The 16,102-nt window shown below is 66.3% G+C and carries 12 protein-coding genes; 11 read left to right on the top strand and 1 reads right to left on the bottom strand.

Annotation, left to right across the window (positions count from 1 at the left end):
• Positions 1 to 20: 20 nt before the first annotated feature.
• The 11 genes from dapA (at position 21) to ASE90_RS10540 (ending at position 15,291) form a co-directional block, all read left to right on the top strand.
• Positions 21 to 905 (top strand): 4-hydroxy-tetrahydrodipicolinate synthase, encoded by an 885-nt coding sequence (gene dapA, locus ASE90_RS10590; protein WP_055999877.1) that lies wholly within the window; start codon positions 21 to 23, stop codon positions 903 to 905.
• 65 nt (positions 906 to 970) lie between these two features.
• Positions 971 to 3,583 (top strand): ATP-binding protein, encoded by a 2,613-nt coding sequence (locus ASE90_RS10585; RefSeq protein WP_055999874.1) that lies wholly within the window; start codon positions 971 to 973, stop codon positions 3,581 to 3,583.
• A 74-nt stretch (positions 3,584 to 3,657) separates the two neighbouring features.
• Entirely contained in the window at positions 3,658 to 4,140 is a 483-nt protein-coding gene (smpB, locus tag ASE90_RS10580) for an SsrA-binding protein SmpB (protein WP_055759935.1), read from the top strand.
• Positions 4,133 to 4,714, top strand: a complete 582-nt coding sequence (locus ASE90_RS10575) for a DUF2062 domain-containing protein (RefSeq protein ID WP_082449719.1) — start codon at positions 4,133 to 4,135, stop codon at positions 4,712 to 4,714. Before smpB ends, ASE90_RS10575 begins: the two co-directional genes overlap by 8 nt.
• A gap of 230 nt (positions 4,715 to 4,944) precedes the next feature.
• Positions 4,945 to 7,008: a M13 family metallopeptidase gene (locus ASE90_RS10570; RefSeq protein ID WP_055999871.1), complete on the top strand. Its 2,064-nt coding sequence runs from the start codon at positions 4,945 to 4,947 to the stop codon at positions 7,006 to 7,008.
• A gap of 325 nt (positions 7,009 to 7,333) precedes the next feature.
• Positions 7,334 to 9,721 (top strand): response regulator, encoded by a 2,388-nt coding sequence (locus ASE90_RS10565; protein ID WP_055999868.1) that lies wholly within the window; start codon positions 7,334 to 7,336, stop codon positions 9,719 to 9,721.
• Between the two features lie 56 nt (positions 9,722 to 9,777).
• The gene (locus ASE90_RS10560) at positions 9,778 to 10,131 is read left to right on the top strand and encodes a response regulator (RefSeq protein WP_055999865.1); all 354 of its coding nucleotides are present in this window, start codon (positions 9,778 to 9,780) and stop codon (positions 10,129 to 10,131) included.
• A 146-nt stretch (positions 10,132 to 10,277) separates the two neighbouring features.
• The gene (locus tag ASE90_RS10555; RefSeq protein WP_055999862.1) at positions 10,278 to 11,417 is read left to right on the top strand and encodes a hypothetical protein; all 1,140 of its coding nucleotides are present in this window, start codon (positions 10,278 to 10,280) and stop codon (positions 11,415 to 11,417) included.
• 80 nt (positions 11,418 to 11,497) lie between these two features.
• Entirely contained in the window at positions 11,498 to 13,072 is a 1,575-nt protein-coding gene (locus tag ASE90_RS10550; RefSeq protein ID WP_055999860.1) for an MFS transporter, read from the top strand.
• A 258-nt stretch (positions 13,073 to 13,330) separates the two neighbouring features.
• Positions 13,331 to 14,425: a recombinase RecA gene (gene recA, locus ASE90_RS10545; protein WP_200910860.1), complete on the top strand. Its 1,095-nt coding sequence runs from the start codon at positions 13,331 to 13,333 to the stop codon at positions 14,423 to 14,425.
• A 221-nt stretch (positions 14,426 to 14,646) separates the two neighbouring features.
• Complete coding sequence (locus tag ASE90_RS10540; protein WP_055999857.1) at positions 14,647 to 15,291, top strand: glutathione S-transferase family protein; 645 nt, start codon at positions 14,647 to 14,649, stop codon at positions 15,289 to 15,291.
• 73 nt (positions 15,292 to 15,364) lie between these two features.
• On the opposite strand, the gene ASE90_RS10535 is transcribed toward ASE90_RS10540, so the two are convergent.
• The gene (locus ASE90_RS10535; protein ID WP_055999854.1) at positions 15,365 to 16,102 is read right to left on the bottom strand and encodes a TonB-dependent receptor domain-containing protein; all 738 of its coding nucleotides are present in this window, start codon (positions 16,100 to 16,102) and stop codon (positions 15,365 to 15,367) included.

The raw sequence follows: 16,102 nt of genomic DNA, 5'->3' as shown, positions 1-16,102 counted from the left end.
GTCCACGGAGCGCAACCACCATGTTTTCCGGCTCGATCCCGGCGCTCGTCACGCCGTTTGCGGACGGCACGTTCGACGAAGCCTCGTTCCGCGCGCTGGTCGACTGGCAGGTGGAAAGCGGGTCTAGCGCGCTGGTCCCGTGCGGCACCACCGGCGAAGCGGCGACGATGACGATCGAGGAGCATGACCATGTCGTGCGCGTCTGCGTCGATCAGGCCGCAGGGCGCGTGCCGGTGATCGCCGGTTGCGGATCGAACGACACCGCGGTCGCGCTGCACCATATCCATGCCGCCAAGGCAGCGGGTGCCGCTGCCGCGCTGCTGGTCCCGCCCTATTACAACCGCCCCAATCAGGAGGGCGTGTTCCGCCATTTCGAGGTGCTGGCGCAGGGGGGCGGGCTGCCGATCGTCCTCTACAACGTCCCCGGTCGCACCATCACCGACATCGCGGTCGAGACAGTCGAGCGCATCGTGAAGGCATTTCCGGATGTCGTCGTCGGCATCAAGGACGCTACCGGACAGATGGCGCGGGTGTCCGAACATCGCGCCCGCTGCGGCAGCGGTTTTGCGCAACTGTCGGGCAATGACGACATGACGCTCGCCTTCATGGCAATGGGCGGGGTCGGCGCAATCTCGGTCACCGCCAATGTCGCGCCGGCGATGTGCGCCGAATTTCAGGACGCGTGTGCGACGGGCGATTATGGCCGGGCGCTGACCATACAGGATCGGCTCTATCCGATCCACGCCGCGCTGTTCAGCGATGCCTCGCCGGGACCGGTCAAATACGCGCTGGGTCGGGTCCGTCCGGGCTTTCCGACCGATCTGCGCCTGCCGATGACGCCACCGTCGGCGGCGTCGCGGGCGGCGGTCGATGCCGCGCTGGCCCATGCCGGTCTGGTCGGCTGACATGCAGTCCGGGTTCGATACACGGTATTGCGGCGGCGCCACGCCGATCGTAAAATGTCGGTTATATGCCTGACGGACACCTGTCGCAGCAAGCCGTCACCGGTCGCGAGATCGCCGCTTGCGACTGGTCGAGCACGCCGCTCGGTCCGGTCGAATCATGGCCGGTGTCGCTCCGCTCGCTGCTGGCGATGATGCTGTCCTGCCCCACGCCGATGTTCCTCGCGTGGGGGCCGGAGCTGCGCTGCTTCTATAACGATGCCTATCGACCGTTGCTCGGCATTCGCATCGCCGGCACGCTGGGCGAGCGGTTCGACATCGTCTGGTCGAACATCTGGGACGAACTGCTGCCGCTGGTCGAGAAGACGATGGCCGGCGGCAATATCACCGCGACCGACATGAAACTCGACCTCGCCCGCACCGGCGAGCCCGAGGACAGCTGGTGGACCTTCACCTATTCGCCTGTCTTCGACGACGACGGCCGGGTCGCGGGTCTGCTCTGCGTCACCGGAGAGACGACTGCGCGCGTCGTGGCCGAGCGCGAGCGCGCCGCCGCCGACGAACGGCTGCAACAGGCATTGTCGGCGGGCCGCAATATCGGCGCATGGGACTGGGACGTGCAGGGCGACATCGTCCGCGCCGATTCCCGCTTCGCCTTGCTCTACGGCGTCGACCCGGCGGAGGCGGAGGCGGGGGCGCCGATCGGCACCTTCTTCGCCGCCATCCATCCCGACGACCTGCCGCATGCGCAACGGCAGATCGCGGCGGCGATGGACCCGGCGGGCGACGGCACCTTCATCTCCGAATATCGCGTGCTGCGCGCCGACGGGACCAGCCGCTGGGTCTCGGCGCAGGGCCGGTGCAGCTTCGACGACGAAGGCCGCCCCGCCCATTTCCCCGGCGTCAGCTACGATATCGACGACCGCAAACAGGCCGAACTGGCGGCGCTGGCGGCCAGGGTCGAGCGCGAGTTCGTCCTGTCGCTCAGCGCCCGCCAGCGCGCGGCGACCGATCCCGATACGATCATGCGTTTCACCGCCCGCGCGCTCGGCGAACGGCTCGACGTCCACCGCGTCTGCTTTGCGCGGGTCGGCGAAAATCAGGTCCGCTATATCGCCGGATGGAACGACGGCGCGCTGCCGCCGCTGCGGGGCGATCATTCGATCGACCGGATGGGACGCAGCAACACGACGCTGCTGCGCGCCGGCCGGACGGTGGTGTCCGACGCGTTTGCACAGGACAACCGGTTCGAACCCGATACCGTCGCCAGCTACAGCGCGAGGTCGGGCCTTGCCGTACCGCTGCGTCGCGACGGGCGGCTCGAAGGGCTGCTCATCATCGGCCATGCCGAGCCCCGTCACTGGCTGCCCGGCGAAATCGCGCTGGTGCAGGAGGTGGCGGAAATCAGCTGGGTCACGATCCAGCGCGCCGATGCGCTGCTGCGGCTGGAGGCGAAGGTCGGGCGGCAGGGCGCGCAGCTCGAACGCGTCGCGACCGAACTCCACGACGCTGCCTCCGCCCGCGCCGCTGCCGAAACGCAGGTCCGCCAGTTGCAGAAGATGGAGGCCGTGGGCCAGCTGACCGGCGGCATCGCGCATGATTTCAACAACATGCTGGCGGTGGTCATCGGCGGCCTCGACATGATCGACCGGCGGCTGGCCAGCGGCCGCAATGATGTCGGCCGCTATGTCGAGGCGGCGAAGGAAGGCGCGACCCGCGCCGCCGCGCTGACCCAGCGCCTGCTCGCCTTTTCGCGTCAGTCGCCGCTGTCGCCCGAACCGGTCGAGGGCAACCGCCTGATCGCCGACCTGACCGACCTGCTCGCACGGACGCTTGGCGAACGCATCGTGGTGGAAACGGTGCTCGGTGCCGGCCTGTGGCGGGCGGAGGCCGATCGCGGGCAGCTCGAAAATGCGATCGTCAATCTTGCCGTCAACGCCCGCGACGCGATGCCCGACGGCGGACGGCTGACGATCGAGACCGCCAACGCCCATGTCGGCGACGATTATGCGCGCGAGGCGGACATGGCGGCGGGCCAATATGTGCTGATCGCGGTCAGCGATACCGGCACCGGCATGCCGCCCGAGGTGCTGGCCAAGGCATTCGACCCGTTCTTCACCACCAAACCGGTCGGGCGCGGCACCGGGCTGGGGCTCAGCCAGGTGTTCGGTTTCGTCCGTCAGTCGCACGGGCATGTCCGCATCTATAGCGAGCCCGATGTCGGCACGACCGTTCGCCTTTATCTGCCGCGCTTCTATGGCGAGGCACCTACCCCGACCGCGCGCACCGCGCTGGCCCCGGTGCGGGGCGGCGCGGCGCATGAATCGATCCTCGTGGTCGAGGACGAATCGCGCGTCCGCAGCTTCTCGGTCGAGGTGCTGCGCGATCTGGGCTATACCGTCCATCACGCCTCGCACGGACCGGAGGCGATCGCACTGCTCGAAACCGGCATTCGCGTGACGTTGCTGTTCACCGACGTGGTCATGCCCGGCATGAACGGCCGCGAACTGGCCGACCGGGCGCTGGCGATGCGGCCCGGACTGCGCGTGCTCTACACCACCGGCTATACCCGCAATGCCGTGGTGCATAACGGCGTGCTGGATCCGGGCACGCGGTTGCTGCCCAAGCCGTTCGACGTCGATGAACTGGCAAGGAAGGTGCGGGAAGCGCTGGACGCCTGAATCCTCCCCGCGGAGCGGGGAGGATCTTTCAGCGTCCGCTTCCCCTGCGCGCCCCGACCTCCTATGTCCCCCGCATGAGCCGTCCGCGTCCCCAGCTGTTCGACAAGAAAAAGACCGTTGCCGAAAACCGCCGTGCGCGGTTCGATTACGAGATCGACACCGTGTACGAGGCCGGCATCGCGCTGACCGGTACCGAGGTGAAGGCGCTGCGCTTCGGCGAGGGATCGATTGCCGAAAGCTATGCCGATGTCCGCGATGGACAGGTGTGGCTGATCAATTCGAACGTCCCCGAATTCAGCCACGGCAACCGCTTCAATCACGAACCGCGTCGCCCGCGTAAACTGCTGCTTCACGAGCGTGAGATAAACAAGATGCACGGCGCGGTGGCGCGCGACGGCATGACGCTGATCGCGCTATCGGTGTATTTCAACGGCAAGGGGCGGGCGAAGGTCGAACTGGCACTGGCCAAGGGGCGCAAGACCCACGACAAGCGCGAGCACATCAAGGAGCGGGACTGGAAGCGTGAACAGGGAAGGTTGCTCCGCGACCGTGGCTGATCCCGCTGGTGAGGACCGGGGGCTGGGCAGCCGTGCGTTGCGCTGGGTCCGCGCGAACCTGCCGACGCGCGAATCGATCGAGGCCAACCGCTTCCTGCGGCCGGTCGCACACCGTGTCCTCGCGCCCGAATTGTGGCGCTTCACCCGCCGCTCGGTCCCGCGCGGCGTTGCGCTCGGCATGTTTACCGGCATCCTGATCCCGCTGGGCCAGATTCCTGCCTCGGCGGTCCTGGCGCTGCCGCTGCGCGCCAACGTGCCCGCGGCGGCGCTGACCACCTTCTTCACCAACCCGATCACCACGCCGCTGTTGTTTATCCTCTATTACAAGGTCGGGGCATGGCTGCTCCACCTCGACCGCGTCGTGCCGGGGCGGCCGATCGGCGACGCCGTCGCCACGCCGCCGGGCTGGCTCGAATGGCTGGTGGCGGAGGTCGGCCCGGCGACCGCGCTCGGCATGGTCGTCTGTTCGGTCATCGGCGCGGTGCTCGGCTATGCGATCGCGGCGCTCGGCTGGCGATGGTGGATCGCCGCCAAGTGGAAGCGGCGGGGGCATGGAGCGCGGGCTTCCCTATAGCATCTCCGTTCGGTTCGAGCAGCTTCGAGCTTGTCGAGAAGCGTCCGTCGAGAACCCTGTGTTTGGGGCAACCCCCTCTCGACTACGGTTCTCGACAAGCTCGAACCTGCGCTCGAAGCAAACGGAGAAGGAAAGGACGCGAGAGGGCCTTTTGGGTCAAACCAGATATTGACGATCGATATGCCGGGGTGCAGCATGACCGTATCACCCGATACGAAGAGGCTTTCCCGATGCGGCGTAGTTTCGTCCTGACCACCTTGCTCGCGGCTTCCGCTTTGTCGGCCTGCGCGACCACGCCGCCCGTCGAGACGGCCACGCCGACCCCCGCGACCGCCATGGCCGAGCCCGCGCCGGCACCTAAGCCCGAGATCGGCGACTTCGGCTTCGACGTCACCGGCATGGACCGCGCGGTGAAGCCGGGCGACAATTTCTACAAATACTCGAATGGCACGTGGGAAAAGATCACGCCGATCCCCGCCGACAAGTCGAGCTACGGCATGTTCACCGCGCTGGACGACCTGTCGAAGACGCGGACCCGCGAGCTGCTCGATGCCGCGAAGGGCGATCCCAACTCCAAGATCGGGGTCGCCTATGCGACCTTCCTCGACAGCGACGCGATCGAGGCGAAGGGGCTGGCCCCGATCCAGCCGTGGCTGACCGAGATCAAGGGCCTGTCGTCCAAGGCCGGCTATGCCGCGCTGGCGGCGAAGGCATCGCAGACCGGCGTCGGTGGGCCGTTCGGTGCCTATGTCGGTCCCGACGACAAGCAGCCTCAGGTCTATGCGCTGCAGACCGCGCAGGGCGGTATCGGTCTGCCCGACCGCGATTATTATCTGTCGACCGACGCGAAGCTGGTCGAAACGCGCAAGGCCTATGAGGCCCATCTCGCCAAGGTGCTGACGCTGGCCGGCGAGCCGAATGCCGCCGCCCGTGCGAGGGCGGTCGTCGATTTCGAAACGAAGATCGCCCGCGCGCACTGGACCCGGATCGAAAGCCGCGACGCGAACAAGACCTATAACAAAATGACGGTCGCCGACCTGCAGCGGCGGGCGCCCGGCTTCGACTTCGCGACCTATTTTCGTGATCTCGGCGCGAACACGCCCGATGTGATCGTTGCCCAGCCGACCGCCTTCACCGGCATGGCGAAGGTGATCGGGGCGGCACCGATCGCGGTGCTGAAGGACCAGTTGCTGCTCCGCTCGCTCGACAATTTCTCGAGCGTGCTGCCCAAGGCGTTCGATGCCGAGAATTTTGCCTTCTACGGCACCGTCCTGTCGGGCACGCCGCAGCAGGAGGAACGTTGGAAGCGCGCGGTCGATTTCACGTCGGACGCGGTAGCCGACGATGTCAGCAAGGCCTATGTCGCGAAGTTCTTCCCGCCCGCGACCAAGGCGGCGGCGGACGAACTGGTCCGCAACGTGACCGAGGCGATGGGCCGCCGGATCGACAATCTCGACTGGATGGCGCCCGAGACCAAGGCGAAGGCACGGGCCAAGCTGGCCGCGTTCACGCCGAAGATCGGCTATCCCGACCAGTGGCGCGACATGAGCGACCTGACGATCACGCCGGGCGATGCGTTGGGCAACATGGTCCGCGCGAACCAGTGGCAGCAGCGCTACAACGTCCAGCATCTCGGCAAACCGATCCAGAAATGGGAATGGTTCATGACGCCGATGACCGTCAACGCGTACGCGAACCCGGTCATGAACGAGATCGTGTTCCCCGCCGCGATCCTGCAGCCGCCCTTCTTCGACCCGAACGCCGATCCGGCGGTCAATTACGGCGCGATCGGCGCGGTGATCGGGCACGAGATCAGCCACCATTTCGACGATCAGGGTCGCAAATACGACGTCAACGGCAGCCTGACCGACTGGTGGACCGCCGAGGACGTGAAGCGGTTCGACGAGCGCACCGCCGCGCTGGTCAAGCAATACGACGCCTATGAACCGCTGCCCGGTATGCATGTGAAGGGCGAGTTGACGCTGGGCGAGAATATTGCCGATCTGGCCGGGCTGACCGCGGCATGGGATGCCTATACCCATGCCTATCCGGGCGAGCAGAAGGCGATTGACGGCTTCACCCCCGAACAGCGTTTCTATCTCGGCTGGGCGCAGGTGTGGCGGCGCAGCTACCGCGAGGCGAATCTGCGCCAGCGGTTGCTGACCGATCCGCACAGCCCGTCCGAACAGCGCGCATGGGTCGTCCGCAATCTCGACCCGTGGTATTCGGGCTACAAGCCGGCGGCGGGCGAATATCTGTTCCTCCCTCCCGAACAGCGCGTCCGCATCTGGTAAGCCCGCTTCCTCTCCCCGTCAGGGGAGAGGGATGCGCAGACTTGGTCTTTGCGCGAGCAAAGGCCTGGTGAAGCTGGGAGAGGGGATCCGCTCGCCTGAGCGAGCGCGCGAGCCGCAAGGCTCGCCCCGCTTCAACCTGCGCTAGCCAGCCAAGCTGACAAGCTCCGGTATCCCTCTCCCCGATCCAGGGGAGAGGGGCCGAACTGCGACGAACGCGAATTTCCACTAGCAAACATTCCGTTTGCCGCCATCCGGCCGGCGCGCCACACCCTGTCACCCGCACAACGCTTGACGTGCGGGGGCCAACCACCCCAACAGCCTAATCATGCTGCCGAAATTTTCCGCTGGCCCGTCGCCGGTCCTGCCGCTGATCACCGCGCTTGCCGCCGGGGTCGTTGCGGGTGCCATCGTCCTGTGGATGATCGGCAGCGTGGCCGTAGCGGCCGGCTTCGCTGCGGCTGCGGTGGTGCTGGCCGGCGTGGCGCAGGCGGTGCTGCACTGGACCGACACCCGCGAACCCGTCGAGCCGAGCGTCGACTGGTCGTTGGTTCAGGCGATCGCCGCCACCTGTCCGCTCGCGCTGGCGGTGACCGACCGCGCCGGGCGGCTGGTCAGCGCTAATGACAGGTTCGCGACGATGTTCGGCGGATATCCGACGCCGCCGGGCGTGCTGGGCGACGGGGTCGATGCCAACACGCTGGCTGGGGCCGCCCGGTCGGCATGGCGCGATGGCGAGGCGCGGGCCATGGTGCGACAGGGCGATGCCCCGCTCAACGTGACCATCAGCCGCGCCGGCGACAACATGCTCGTCTGGCAGTTCGAAGGCGGGCAGGTCATTGCCGAGGCGATGACGATGCGCACCATGATCGCCGGCACCGCCGGTGACCGGCTGGGCGTCGCCGGGGTGATGCTTGCGTTGCTAAGCCCCGATGGCCGTATCCGCGCCGCCAACCGCGTGTTCCGCGCCCGCGCCGTGGGCAATGAGGAAGCTGCGATCGAAGGCCGCGATTTCGCGCGGTTCCTAGTCACCGACCATCGCGGTCGGGTGCGCTTCGAACGCGAGGGGCTGGGCGGCGATCCGCTGCGCATCGTGCAGGTCCCGATCACCGACGATCCCGCCGGGCCGATGCTGGTGGCGTTGCTCGACGAGGAAGAGGCGCCGGTCGGGCTGATGCCGATCGCCGCGCCGGGATCGGCGGGGCAGGTGCGCGCGCTCGTGTCGCTGCTGCCGGTCGGCATGGCGCTGGTCGATCGCGACGGGCGCTTCCTGCACATGAACGACGCCTTCATCCGCGCGACCGGCGTCAATCCGGTCGCGCCGCCGCTCTATCCGGGCGATCTGGTGGTGCGCGAGGACAAGGCGGCGCTGGCCGATGCCGTCCGCCGGTTCGCCGGTGGTGCGCAGCACAATGCCGACATGGCGGTACGGCTGGCCGATCGTTCCGACGAACCGATCGCGCTGACCATCGCCGGTGCGCGCGGCCTTGGCGAGGCGGCCGTCGTCCTGTCACTGCGCGATACGGGCGAGGAGGGCAAGCTGAAGCGGCAGGTGGCGCAGGCGACCAAGATGCAGGCGGTCGGCCAGCTCGCCGGCGGCGTCGCGCATGATTTCAACAACATCCTGACCGCGATCATCGGGCATTGCGACCTGATGCTGATGCGCCATTCGCCCGGCGACAGCGATTATGACGATATCCAGCAGATCCGCGCCAATTCGAACCGCGCGGCCAGCCTGACGCGCCAGCTGCTCGCCTTCTCGCGCCAGCAGACGCTGCGCCCGCAGGTATTGCAGCTGCCCGACGTCATTTCCGAAGTCTCGAACCTGCTCAAGCGGCTGCTGGGGGAGACGGTGCAACTGGTCGTCAACCACGGTCGCGGTCTCGGGTCGGTGCGCGCCGATCCGGGGCAGCTCGAACAGGTCGTCGTCAACCTTGCGGTCAATGCCCGCGACGCGATGCTGTCGCAGGGCGGTAGCCGCAACGTGCTGACCATCGAAACGCTGGCGACCAGCGCGCAGGAAGTCCGCGCGATGGACGACGACGTCCTGCCGATCGGCGATTATGTGACGATGAAGGTGTCCGACACCGGCACCGGCATCCCGCCCGACATCCTGTCGAAGATCTTCGAACCCTTCTTCACCACCAAGGAAGTGGGCAAGGGGACCGGCCTCGGCCTGTCGACCGTCTATGGCATCATCAAACAGTCGGGCGGCTATATCTTTGCCGAATCGCGTGCCGGGCGCGGCGCGACCTTCGTCATCCACCTGCCGGTTCATGCCGCCGCCGCCGAACCGCCGCGCCTCGGCACCAATCCGAAGCTCAAGACCGAACCAACCGTGCCGGCATGGGGATCGGGCACGATCCTGCTGGTCGAGGACGAGGACATGGTCCGCGCCATCGCCGAACGCGCGCTCACCCGACAGGGCTATACCGTGATGACCGCCGAAAATGGCGAGGTGGCACTCGAACTGCTCGCCGACCGGCCGCACATCGATCTGCTCATCTCCGACGTGGTCATGCCGACGATGGACGGCCCGACGATGGTCGGCCACGTACGCAAAGTCTATCCCACCTTGCCGATCCTGTTCATGTCGGGCTACGCCGAAGAGCAATTGCGCCGATCGATTGATCTGGATCAAGTTTCGTTTCTACCGAAGCCGTTTTCCGTTCAGCAACTTGCCACGGCGGCGCGCGATGCGTTGTCAAATAGCTGACGGGACGTGGAATCATGTTGCGGTGTTCCCGCTTTGACCGCTAAGGACCGCGTCGTATGACTTCGCCCGCGCGTATCCTCGTCGTCGAGGATGAACCCCTGATCGCCATGATGCTCGAGGATTTCCTCGACCTGCTCGGTCGAACCGTCACCGGTACCGCCGACAATGTCGGGTCGGCGCTGGCGGCCGTCGATCGCGGCGGTATCGATGCGGTGATCCTCGACGTGCATTTGCGCGCCGGGGAAAAAAGCTGGCCGGTCGCGGACAGGCTGGCGGCGGCGGGCATCCCGTTCGTGCTGGCGACCGGCGGGTCGGGCGACATGATCGAGCCCGTGCACCGCGATCGTCCGGTCCTCTCGAAACCGTTCACGATGGACGCCGTCGAAAAGGCGCTGAACGACCTCGGCTAGCTGTTCGAAACGCACAGCCGAGCGTTTTCAAACGGACTCCACTGGTCGCCCGCAGGGCGATGACAGTGTTGCAACAGGATCGAAAGCCGTACTGATTTCGTATACCGCCGCTTGACAAGCAGCGGGGCCGGAACGAGCCTGCGGTCATGTCCGGATTGGCCCTGCTCCTGCTCGCCCAGATCGCCCAGCCTCCGGCGGCAGCCCCCGACGAGATCGTCGTCGTCGGCCACCGTGCCGAAGACGCGCTCGCTGCCTGCCTCGCGCGCAGCTGCTCGCCCGCCGAGGAAGTGGAGGCATCGCTCCAGGCGTCGGTCGAACAATTTGCCGGCGGCCGCTACGGCGTCGCGCGCAAGACGTTGCAGGCGGCGATCCGGCGCAATCGCGACCATGCCGTGCAGCTGCCCGGTCCGGTCTCCAGCCTGTATGCGACGCTGGCGACCGTCGCCGAGCATGAGGGCGACCGCGAACTATGGACCGCGTCGGCGCGCAACAACCTGCTGATCCTGCGTCGCCATCTCGGTACTGCCAACCTCGCGACCCTGACCGAGCAGCTGACCTTCGGCGACACGATGCTGGGCATCGGACAGAGCCACGCGGCCGACGACGCGTATCGCATGGTCCAGCGGCTGGCGCTTGCCGCCGGTCACCCGGCGATGGCGGCCGGTGCCGTTTTCCGCCGCGCGTTGGTGGCCACGGCACGCGGCGATTACCGGACGGCACGCCGCCTCGCCGACGACGCCGTGGCGCTGGCCGGGCCGGATGACCGGCGGCTGGCCGACCTGCGCGCGATGCTCGACGCCCGTATCGCCGTAACCAGGGGCGATGACGGCGCGATCGACGCGCTGGCTGCCAGGTTGCGTCAGTCGGTCGACGAACAACCGCGGCTGCTCTTTTCCGAACCGGTATTCGACATCAATTTCGCCAGCAATCAGGACCAGTGGCACGATTCGGAAATCCGCTTTGCCGATGTCGGATACTGGATACGCCCCGATGGCCGTACCGCGGGCGTGGAGGTGCTGCGCGACGCCGGTCTCGGCCAATGGCGTTCGGGCATCGTCAAGCAGGTCGCCGACCGTCGCTATGTGCCGCTCAGCGTCACCGCCGACCATCCCGGCCTGTATCGCATCGACCGCTTCACGGTGCGCGCGACCATCGGCACGCCCATTGGAACACGGATCCAGCGACGCATGGGCACGCTCACCACCCACATCGTCGACCTTACCGAGACCGAGGCTTTGAGCGACATCCACAAACGCCGCACGGCGCAGCAAACCACGACCGGTTGATCCGGATGCCGCCACTCCGATAATTCCGCCTTCTCGGCAGGACCGCCACCCGCTACCCCGGCATCGGGGAGTGACAGGCGATGGGTTCGATCAACAGTACATTGTCCGACCGGCAGGCCGTCTGGGCGTTCGCGCTCGGCTGCGTCGCGGTGACGATCGGGGTCGTCGCGCATCTGCCGATGTTCGCGATGGCGCGGTCGATGGGCTATCATCTGGCAGGTATGCCGATGGACGGCATGATGATCGGTGGCATGGTGCTGATCGTGCTCGGCACGCTGGTCGCCGCCTATGGCCTGCTCCCGCGCAACCTCGCCGCCCAGCGCGCCGCGGCTGCCGACATCGTCGTCGCCGCGCCCGAGGATGCCGCATTGAGCCCCGCCCATTGGGGCCTGATGGCGGTCCTGGTCGTGGCGCTCGTCATCGACGTGATGAAGCCCGCCTCGCTGGGCTTCACCGTGCCCGGCATGATTTCCGAATATGGCGTTCCCAAACGCACCGTGTCGCTGGTGCCGTTCTTCGCGCTCGCCGGCACCGTCACCGGATCGGTGCTGTGGGGCTGGATCGCCGACGTCTATGGGCGAAAGGCGTCGATCCTGTTGTCGGCGGTGATGTTCGTCGGCACCTCGATCTGCGGGGCGATGCCCAGCCTCGCGTGGAACATCGCCATGTGTTTCATGATGGGCGCGGCGGCAGGCGGCATGTTGCCGGTCACCTATGCGCTGCTTGCCGAAATGATGCCCAACCGCCATCGCGGCTGGAGCCTCGTGCTGGTTGGCGGGCTGGGCGCGGTTGGCGGCTATTTCGCCGCCAGCGGTATTTCGGCGATCCTGCAACCGATCTTCGGCTGGCGTATCCTGTGGCTGGCCAACCTGCCGACCGGGCTGACGCTGGTCCTGCTCGGCGCGCTGATCCCCGAATCCGCCAAGTTCCTGCTGGCGCGCGGCCGGGTGCAGGAGGCGGAGGCGGTGATGCGCCGCTTCGGCGCGACCGCCACCCGCGCGTCCGTCCGGATTACCGGCCCGCGTGCGGCCGCGCTGACCGGGGTCAAGCTCTACGGCAAGCTCGCCGCGCTGAGCATCTGTGCGCTATCCTGGGGCCTCGTCAATTTCGGCCTGTTGCTGTGGCTGCCCGCCGATCTGGTCGCGAAGGGATATTCGGTCGGCGTGTCGAGCCGCCTGCTCGCCGAAAGCGCGCTGATCGCCTTTCCCACCGTCTTCCTCGCCGCCTTTCTCTACAGCCGGTGGAGCACGAAATGGTCGCTCGCCGTCATGATCGCGCTGACCCTCGCCGGGCTGTTGCTGGTGTTGCGGCTGGAACTGGCGGGCAGCGGCAGTCCGGTTCTGCCGGTCGCGCTGCTGATCGTCGGCACCAACGGCATGATCGCCATCGTCCTGCCCTATGCCGCCGAGAGTTTCCCGATGCGCGTCCGGGGCCGCGCGACCGGCTGGGTCGCCGCCTGTACCAAGGCCGGCGGCCTGCTCGCACAGGGGCTGACGATCGCCGGCATCGCACTGTCGATGGGGGCGTCGTCGTTGATGGTCATGGTCCCGACCGCCTTGTCGCTCATGCTGGTCGCGTGGTTCGGCCGCGAAACCCGCGGTCGCGACCTGCGCGACCTCGACGCCGACAATGGCCAGATCGGCCATGGCAGTTGATCCAGCCCTCTCCCCTGGAAAGGGGAGAGGGATACCGAAGCTTGCCAGCGAAGCTGGCTAGCGCAGGTCGGGAGAGGGGCGAAGCGAGCCCGAAGGCTTGCACGCTCGCGTCAGCGAGCGTTTTCTCTCTCAAATCCGGTCATCCGCTACCCGCAAAGGATACACCGCCCTATTGCGGAACGGGAACAAAACGAATACATGCAAATCCAACAGACGCGTTGAACCCTCGACGCGGTTGCTCTACGCGAAAGGCTGGACATGGCGGCAAATCTGAAGGCGGTCGATAGCAAGATGGCGGCGGCAAACGACAAGGCGGCGGGCGAACGGCAAAAGGCGCTCGACGCCGCGCTGGCGCAGATCGATCGGGCGTTCGGCAAGGGTTCGGCGATGAAGCTGGGCCAGAAGGAAGCGATGCAGGTCGAGGCGATCTCGACCGGCTCGCTCGGCCTCGACATCGCGCTCGGCGTCGGCGGCCTGCCGCGCGGACGCGTGATCGAAGTGTACGGCCCGGAAAGCTCGGGGAAAACCACGCTGGCGCTGCATGTGCTGGCAGAGGCGCAGAAGGGCGGTGGCACCGTTGCCTTTGTCGACGCCGAACATGCGCTCGATCCGGTCTATGCGAAGAAGCTGGGCGTCAACATCGACGAACTGATCGTGTCGCAGCCCGATACCGGCGAACAGGCGCTCGAAATTGTCGATACGCTGGTCCGCTCGAACGCGATCGACGTGCTGGTGGTGGACTCGGTCGCCGCGCTGGTCCCGCGTGCGGAAATCGAAGGCGAGATGGGTGACAGTCATGTCGGCCTGCAGGCGCGTCTGATGTCGCAGTCGCTGCGCAAGCTGACCGGCTCGATCAGCCGCTCGCGCTGCATGGTGATCTTCATCAACCAGCTGCGCATGAAGATCGGCGTGATGTACGGCAACCCGGAGACGACCACCGGCGGCAACGCGCTGAAATTCTACGCGTCGGTCCGCCTCGACATCCGTCGCACCGGGCAGATCAAGGATCGCGACGAGATTATCGGCAACACCACCCGCGTGAAGGTGGTGAAGAACAAGGTCGCACCGCCGTTCAAGCAGGTCGAATTCGACATCATGTACGGGCAGGGCATTTCGAAGATCGGCGAGATCCTCGATCTGGGTGTGAAGGCGGGTCTGGTCGAGAAATCGGGCGCGTGGTTCAGCTATGACAGCGTGCGGATCGGGCAGGGGCGTGAGAACGCGAAGAACTTCCTGACCGAACATCCCGAACTGCGCGACAAGCTGGAGGCCGCGATCCGCCAGCGCACCGAAAAGGTCGCGGAGGAGATGATGGCCGGTCCCGACGCCGACGATGGTGACGACGACCTGTAATCGGTGCCAATATCGGGCGGCCAACGTGCCGCCCGATACACTTTGCGTTGTAGCTTAACGACTGCAATGAAACGATTTTTCTTGAACGGGACGGGGCCTGCGATGGCTCGTTTCGTGTAACCTTCGCCAACTTCCGCCGATCCCGTTTCCCTATCGTGCAACCTACGTCGGCATGCGGCATTGGTTCGGCCAAGCCGCTGACCGCACACAGGGATGTTCCGATGATCGTCGTCCACCACCTCGAAAATTCCCGCTCGCAACGCGTCCTCTGGCTGCTCGAGGAATTGCGGCTTCCCTATGAAGTGAAGCGCTATGAGCGGGACAAGGCGACGATGTTGGCACCGCCCGAATTGCGCCGCATCCATCCGCTGGGCAAGTCGCCGGTGATCGAGGACAGCAATGCCGGCAGCAGCGGCGGTCCGCTGGTCGTCGCCGAAACTGGCGCGATCGTCGAATATCTGGTCGAAAAGGCGGATGGCCGTCTCGGCACGCCCGCCCATCGCCGCGCCGCGCTCCATTATCGCCACTTCCTTCACTATGCCGAAGGCTCGCTGATGCCGCCGCTGCTGGTAAAGCTGGTGCTCGGCCGCGTGCCGCTGCTGGGCAAGGCCGCGCAGAAGAAGATCCAGCCGATGATCGACGTCCATCTCGACTATGTCGAATCGCATCTCGCCGCGAACGAATGGTTCGCCGGCGACGAGATGACCGCCGCCGACGTCATGATGAGCTTCCCCCTCGAAGCCGCGCGCAGCCGCGCTGGCCTCGACGCTTCCCGCCCCCGCACCATCGCCTGGCTCGATCGCATCCACGCGCGTCCCGCCTATCAGGCAGCACTGAAGGCGGGCGGCACCTACGCCTATGCCTGACCGATCGCGGTAACGCGGCGACCGATCGGGACACCCGCCAGCCGCCGACGAACGGCCGGCGGGTGTCCGTTCGTCAGAACTTCACCCGGGCGCCGAAATTATACCGCGCGCCCGTCTCCTGCAGCAGCAGGAAGCGATCCTTGATCGCCGACCATTCGTGGATCCGCTGGTTGGTGACATTCACCCCCTGCACATAGACCTGCACGTTCGGCGTGAAGTCATAGCCGACGTTGAAATCGAGCTGCCCATAGGCCGAACGATTGCGCGGACGACCATGATCCGAACGACACGCGCGGAGATATTCCGATCGCCAGTTGTACGATGTACGCGCCGAGATGCCGTATTTCTCGAAGAACACGCTGCCATTCGCCGAATGTGGCGACAGGCCGTTATAGCCGCAGTCGTAATCGGCCAGCGCGGAGTCACGCTCGGCCTTGCTGTCGACATAGGTATAGTTGCCAGCGACACCGAAGCCCGACAGCACGCTCGGCAACCAGTCGAACGTGTACTGGCCCCCGACTTCGATACCGCGGATATAGCCGGTCTGCCCGGTACGTGTCCGGGTATCCTGGAACGTCCGTCCGAACCGCTGGATCGGCAGCGTCTGGAGTTCGAGGAAGTTATCGAGCTTCTTGTAGAACGCGCCGGCGCTTACATAACTGATCGAATTCAGATAATATTCGACCGAAATGTCGTAGTTCGTCGACTTGAACGGTTCGAGCGTCGGGTTCCCGCCGCTCGACTGCGGTACGGAAATGCGGCGGCCGAACGAATTGTCGACCCCGAGGTCGGTCAGCGTCGGCCGCGTCAT

The sequence above is a fragment of the Sphingomonas sp. Leaf67 genome (assembly GCF_001421965.1).
Classification (GTDB): domain Bacteria; phylum Pseudomonadota; class Alphaproteobacteria; order Sphingomonadales; family Sphingomonadaceae; genus Sphingomonas.
The sequence above is the reverse complement of the archived record's forward strand: the minus strand, read 5'-3'. Positions and strand labels throughout refer to the sequence as shown.

Bases quoted from the DNA above. Each gene is read 5' to 3' on its own strand.
- dapA (WP_055999877.1), top strand. From the start codon at position 21: ATGTTTTCCGGCTCGATCCCGGCGCTCGTCACGCCGTTTGCGGACGGC.
- ASE90_RS10585 (WP_055999874.1), top strand. From the start codon at position 971: ATGCCTGACGGACACCTGTCGCAGCAAGCCGTCACCGGTCGCGAGATC.
- smpB (WP_055759935.1), top strand. From the start codon at position 3,658: ATGAGCCGTCCGCGTCCCCAGCTGTTCGACAAGAAAAAGACCGTTGCC.
- ASE90_RS10570 (WP_055999871.1), top strand. From the start codon at position 4,945: ATGCGGCGTAGTTTCGTCCTGACCACCTTGCTCGCGGCTTCCGCTTTG.
- ASE90_RS10565 (WP_055999868.1), top strand. From the start codon at position 7,334: ATGCTGCCGAAATTTTCCGCTGGCCCGTCGCCGGTCCTGCCGCTGATC.
- ASE90_RS10560 (WP_055999865.1), top strand. From the start codon at position 9,778: ATGACTTCGCCCGCGCGTATCCTCGTCGTCGAGGATGAACCCCTGATC.
- ASE90_RS10555 (WP_055999862.1), top strand. From the start codon at position 10,278: ATGTCCGGATTGGCCCTGCTCCTGCTCGCCCAGATCGCCCAGCCTCCG.
- ASE90_RS10550 (WP_055999860.1), top strand. From the start codon at position 11,498: ATGGGTTCGATCAACAGTACATTGTCCGACCGGCAGGCCGTCTGGGCG.
- recA (WP_200910860.1), top strand. From the start codon at position 13,331: ATGGCGGCAAATCTGAAGGCGGTCGATAGCAAGATGGCGGCGGCAAAC.
- ASE90_RS10540 (WP_055999857.1), top strand. From the start codon at position 14,647: ATGATCGTCGTCCACCACCTCGAAAATTCCCGCTCGCAACGCGTCCTC.
- ASE90_RS10535 (WP_055999854.1), bottom strand. From the start codon at position 16,102: ATGACGCGGCCGACGCTGACCGACCTCGGGGTCGACAATTCGTTCGGC.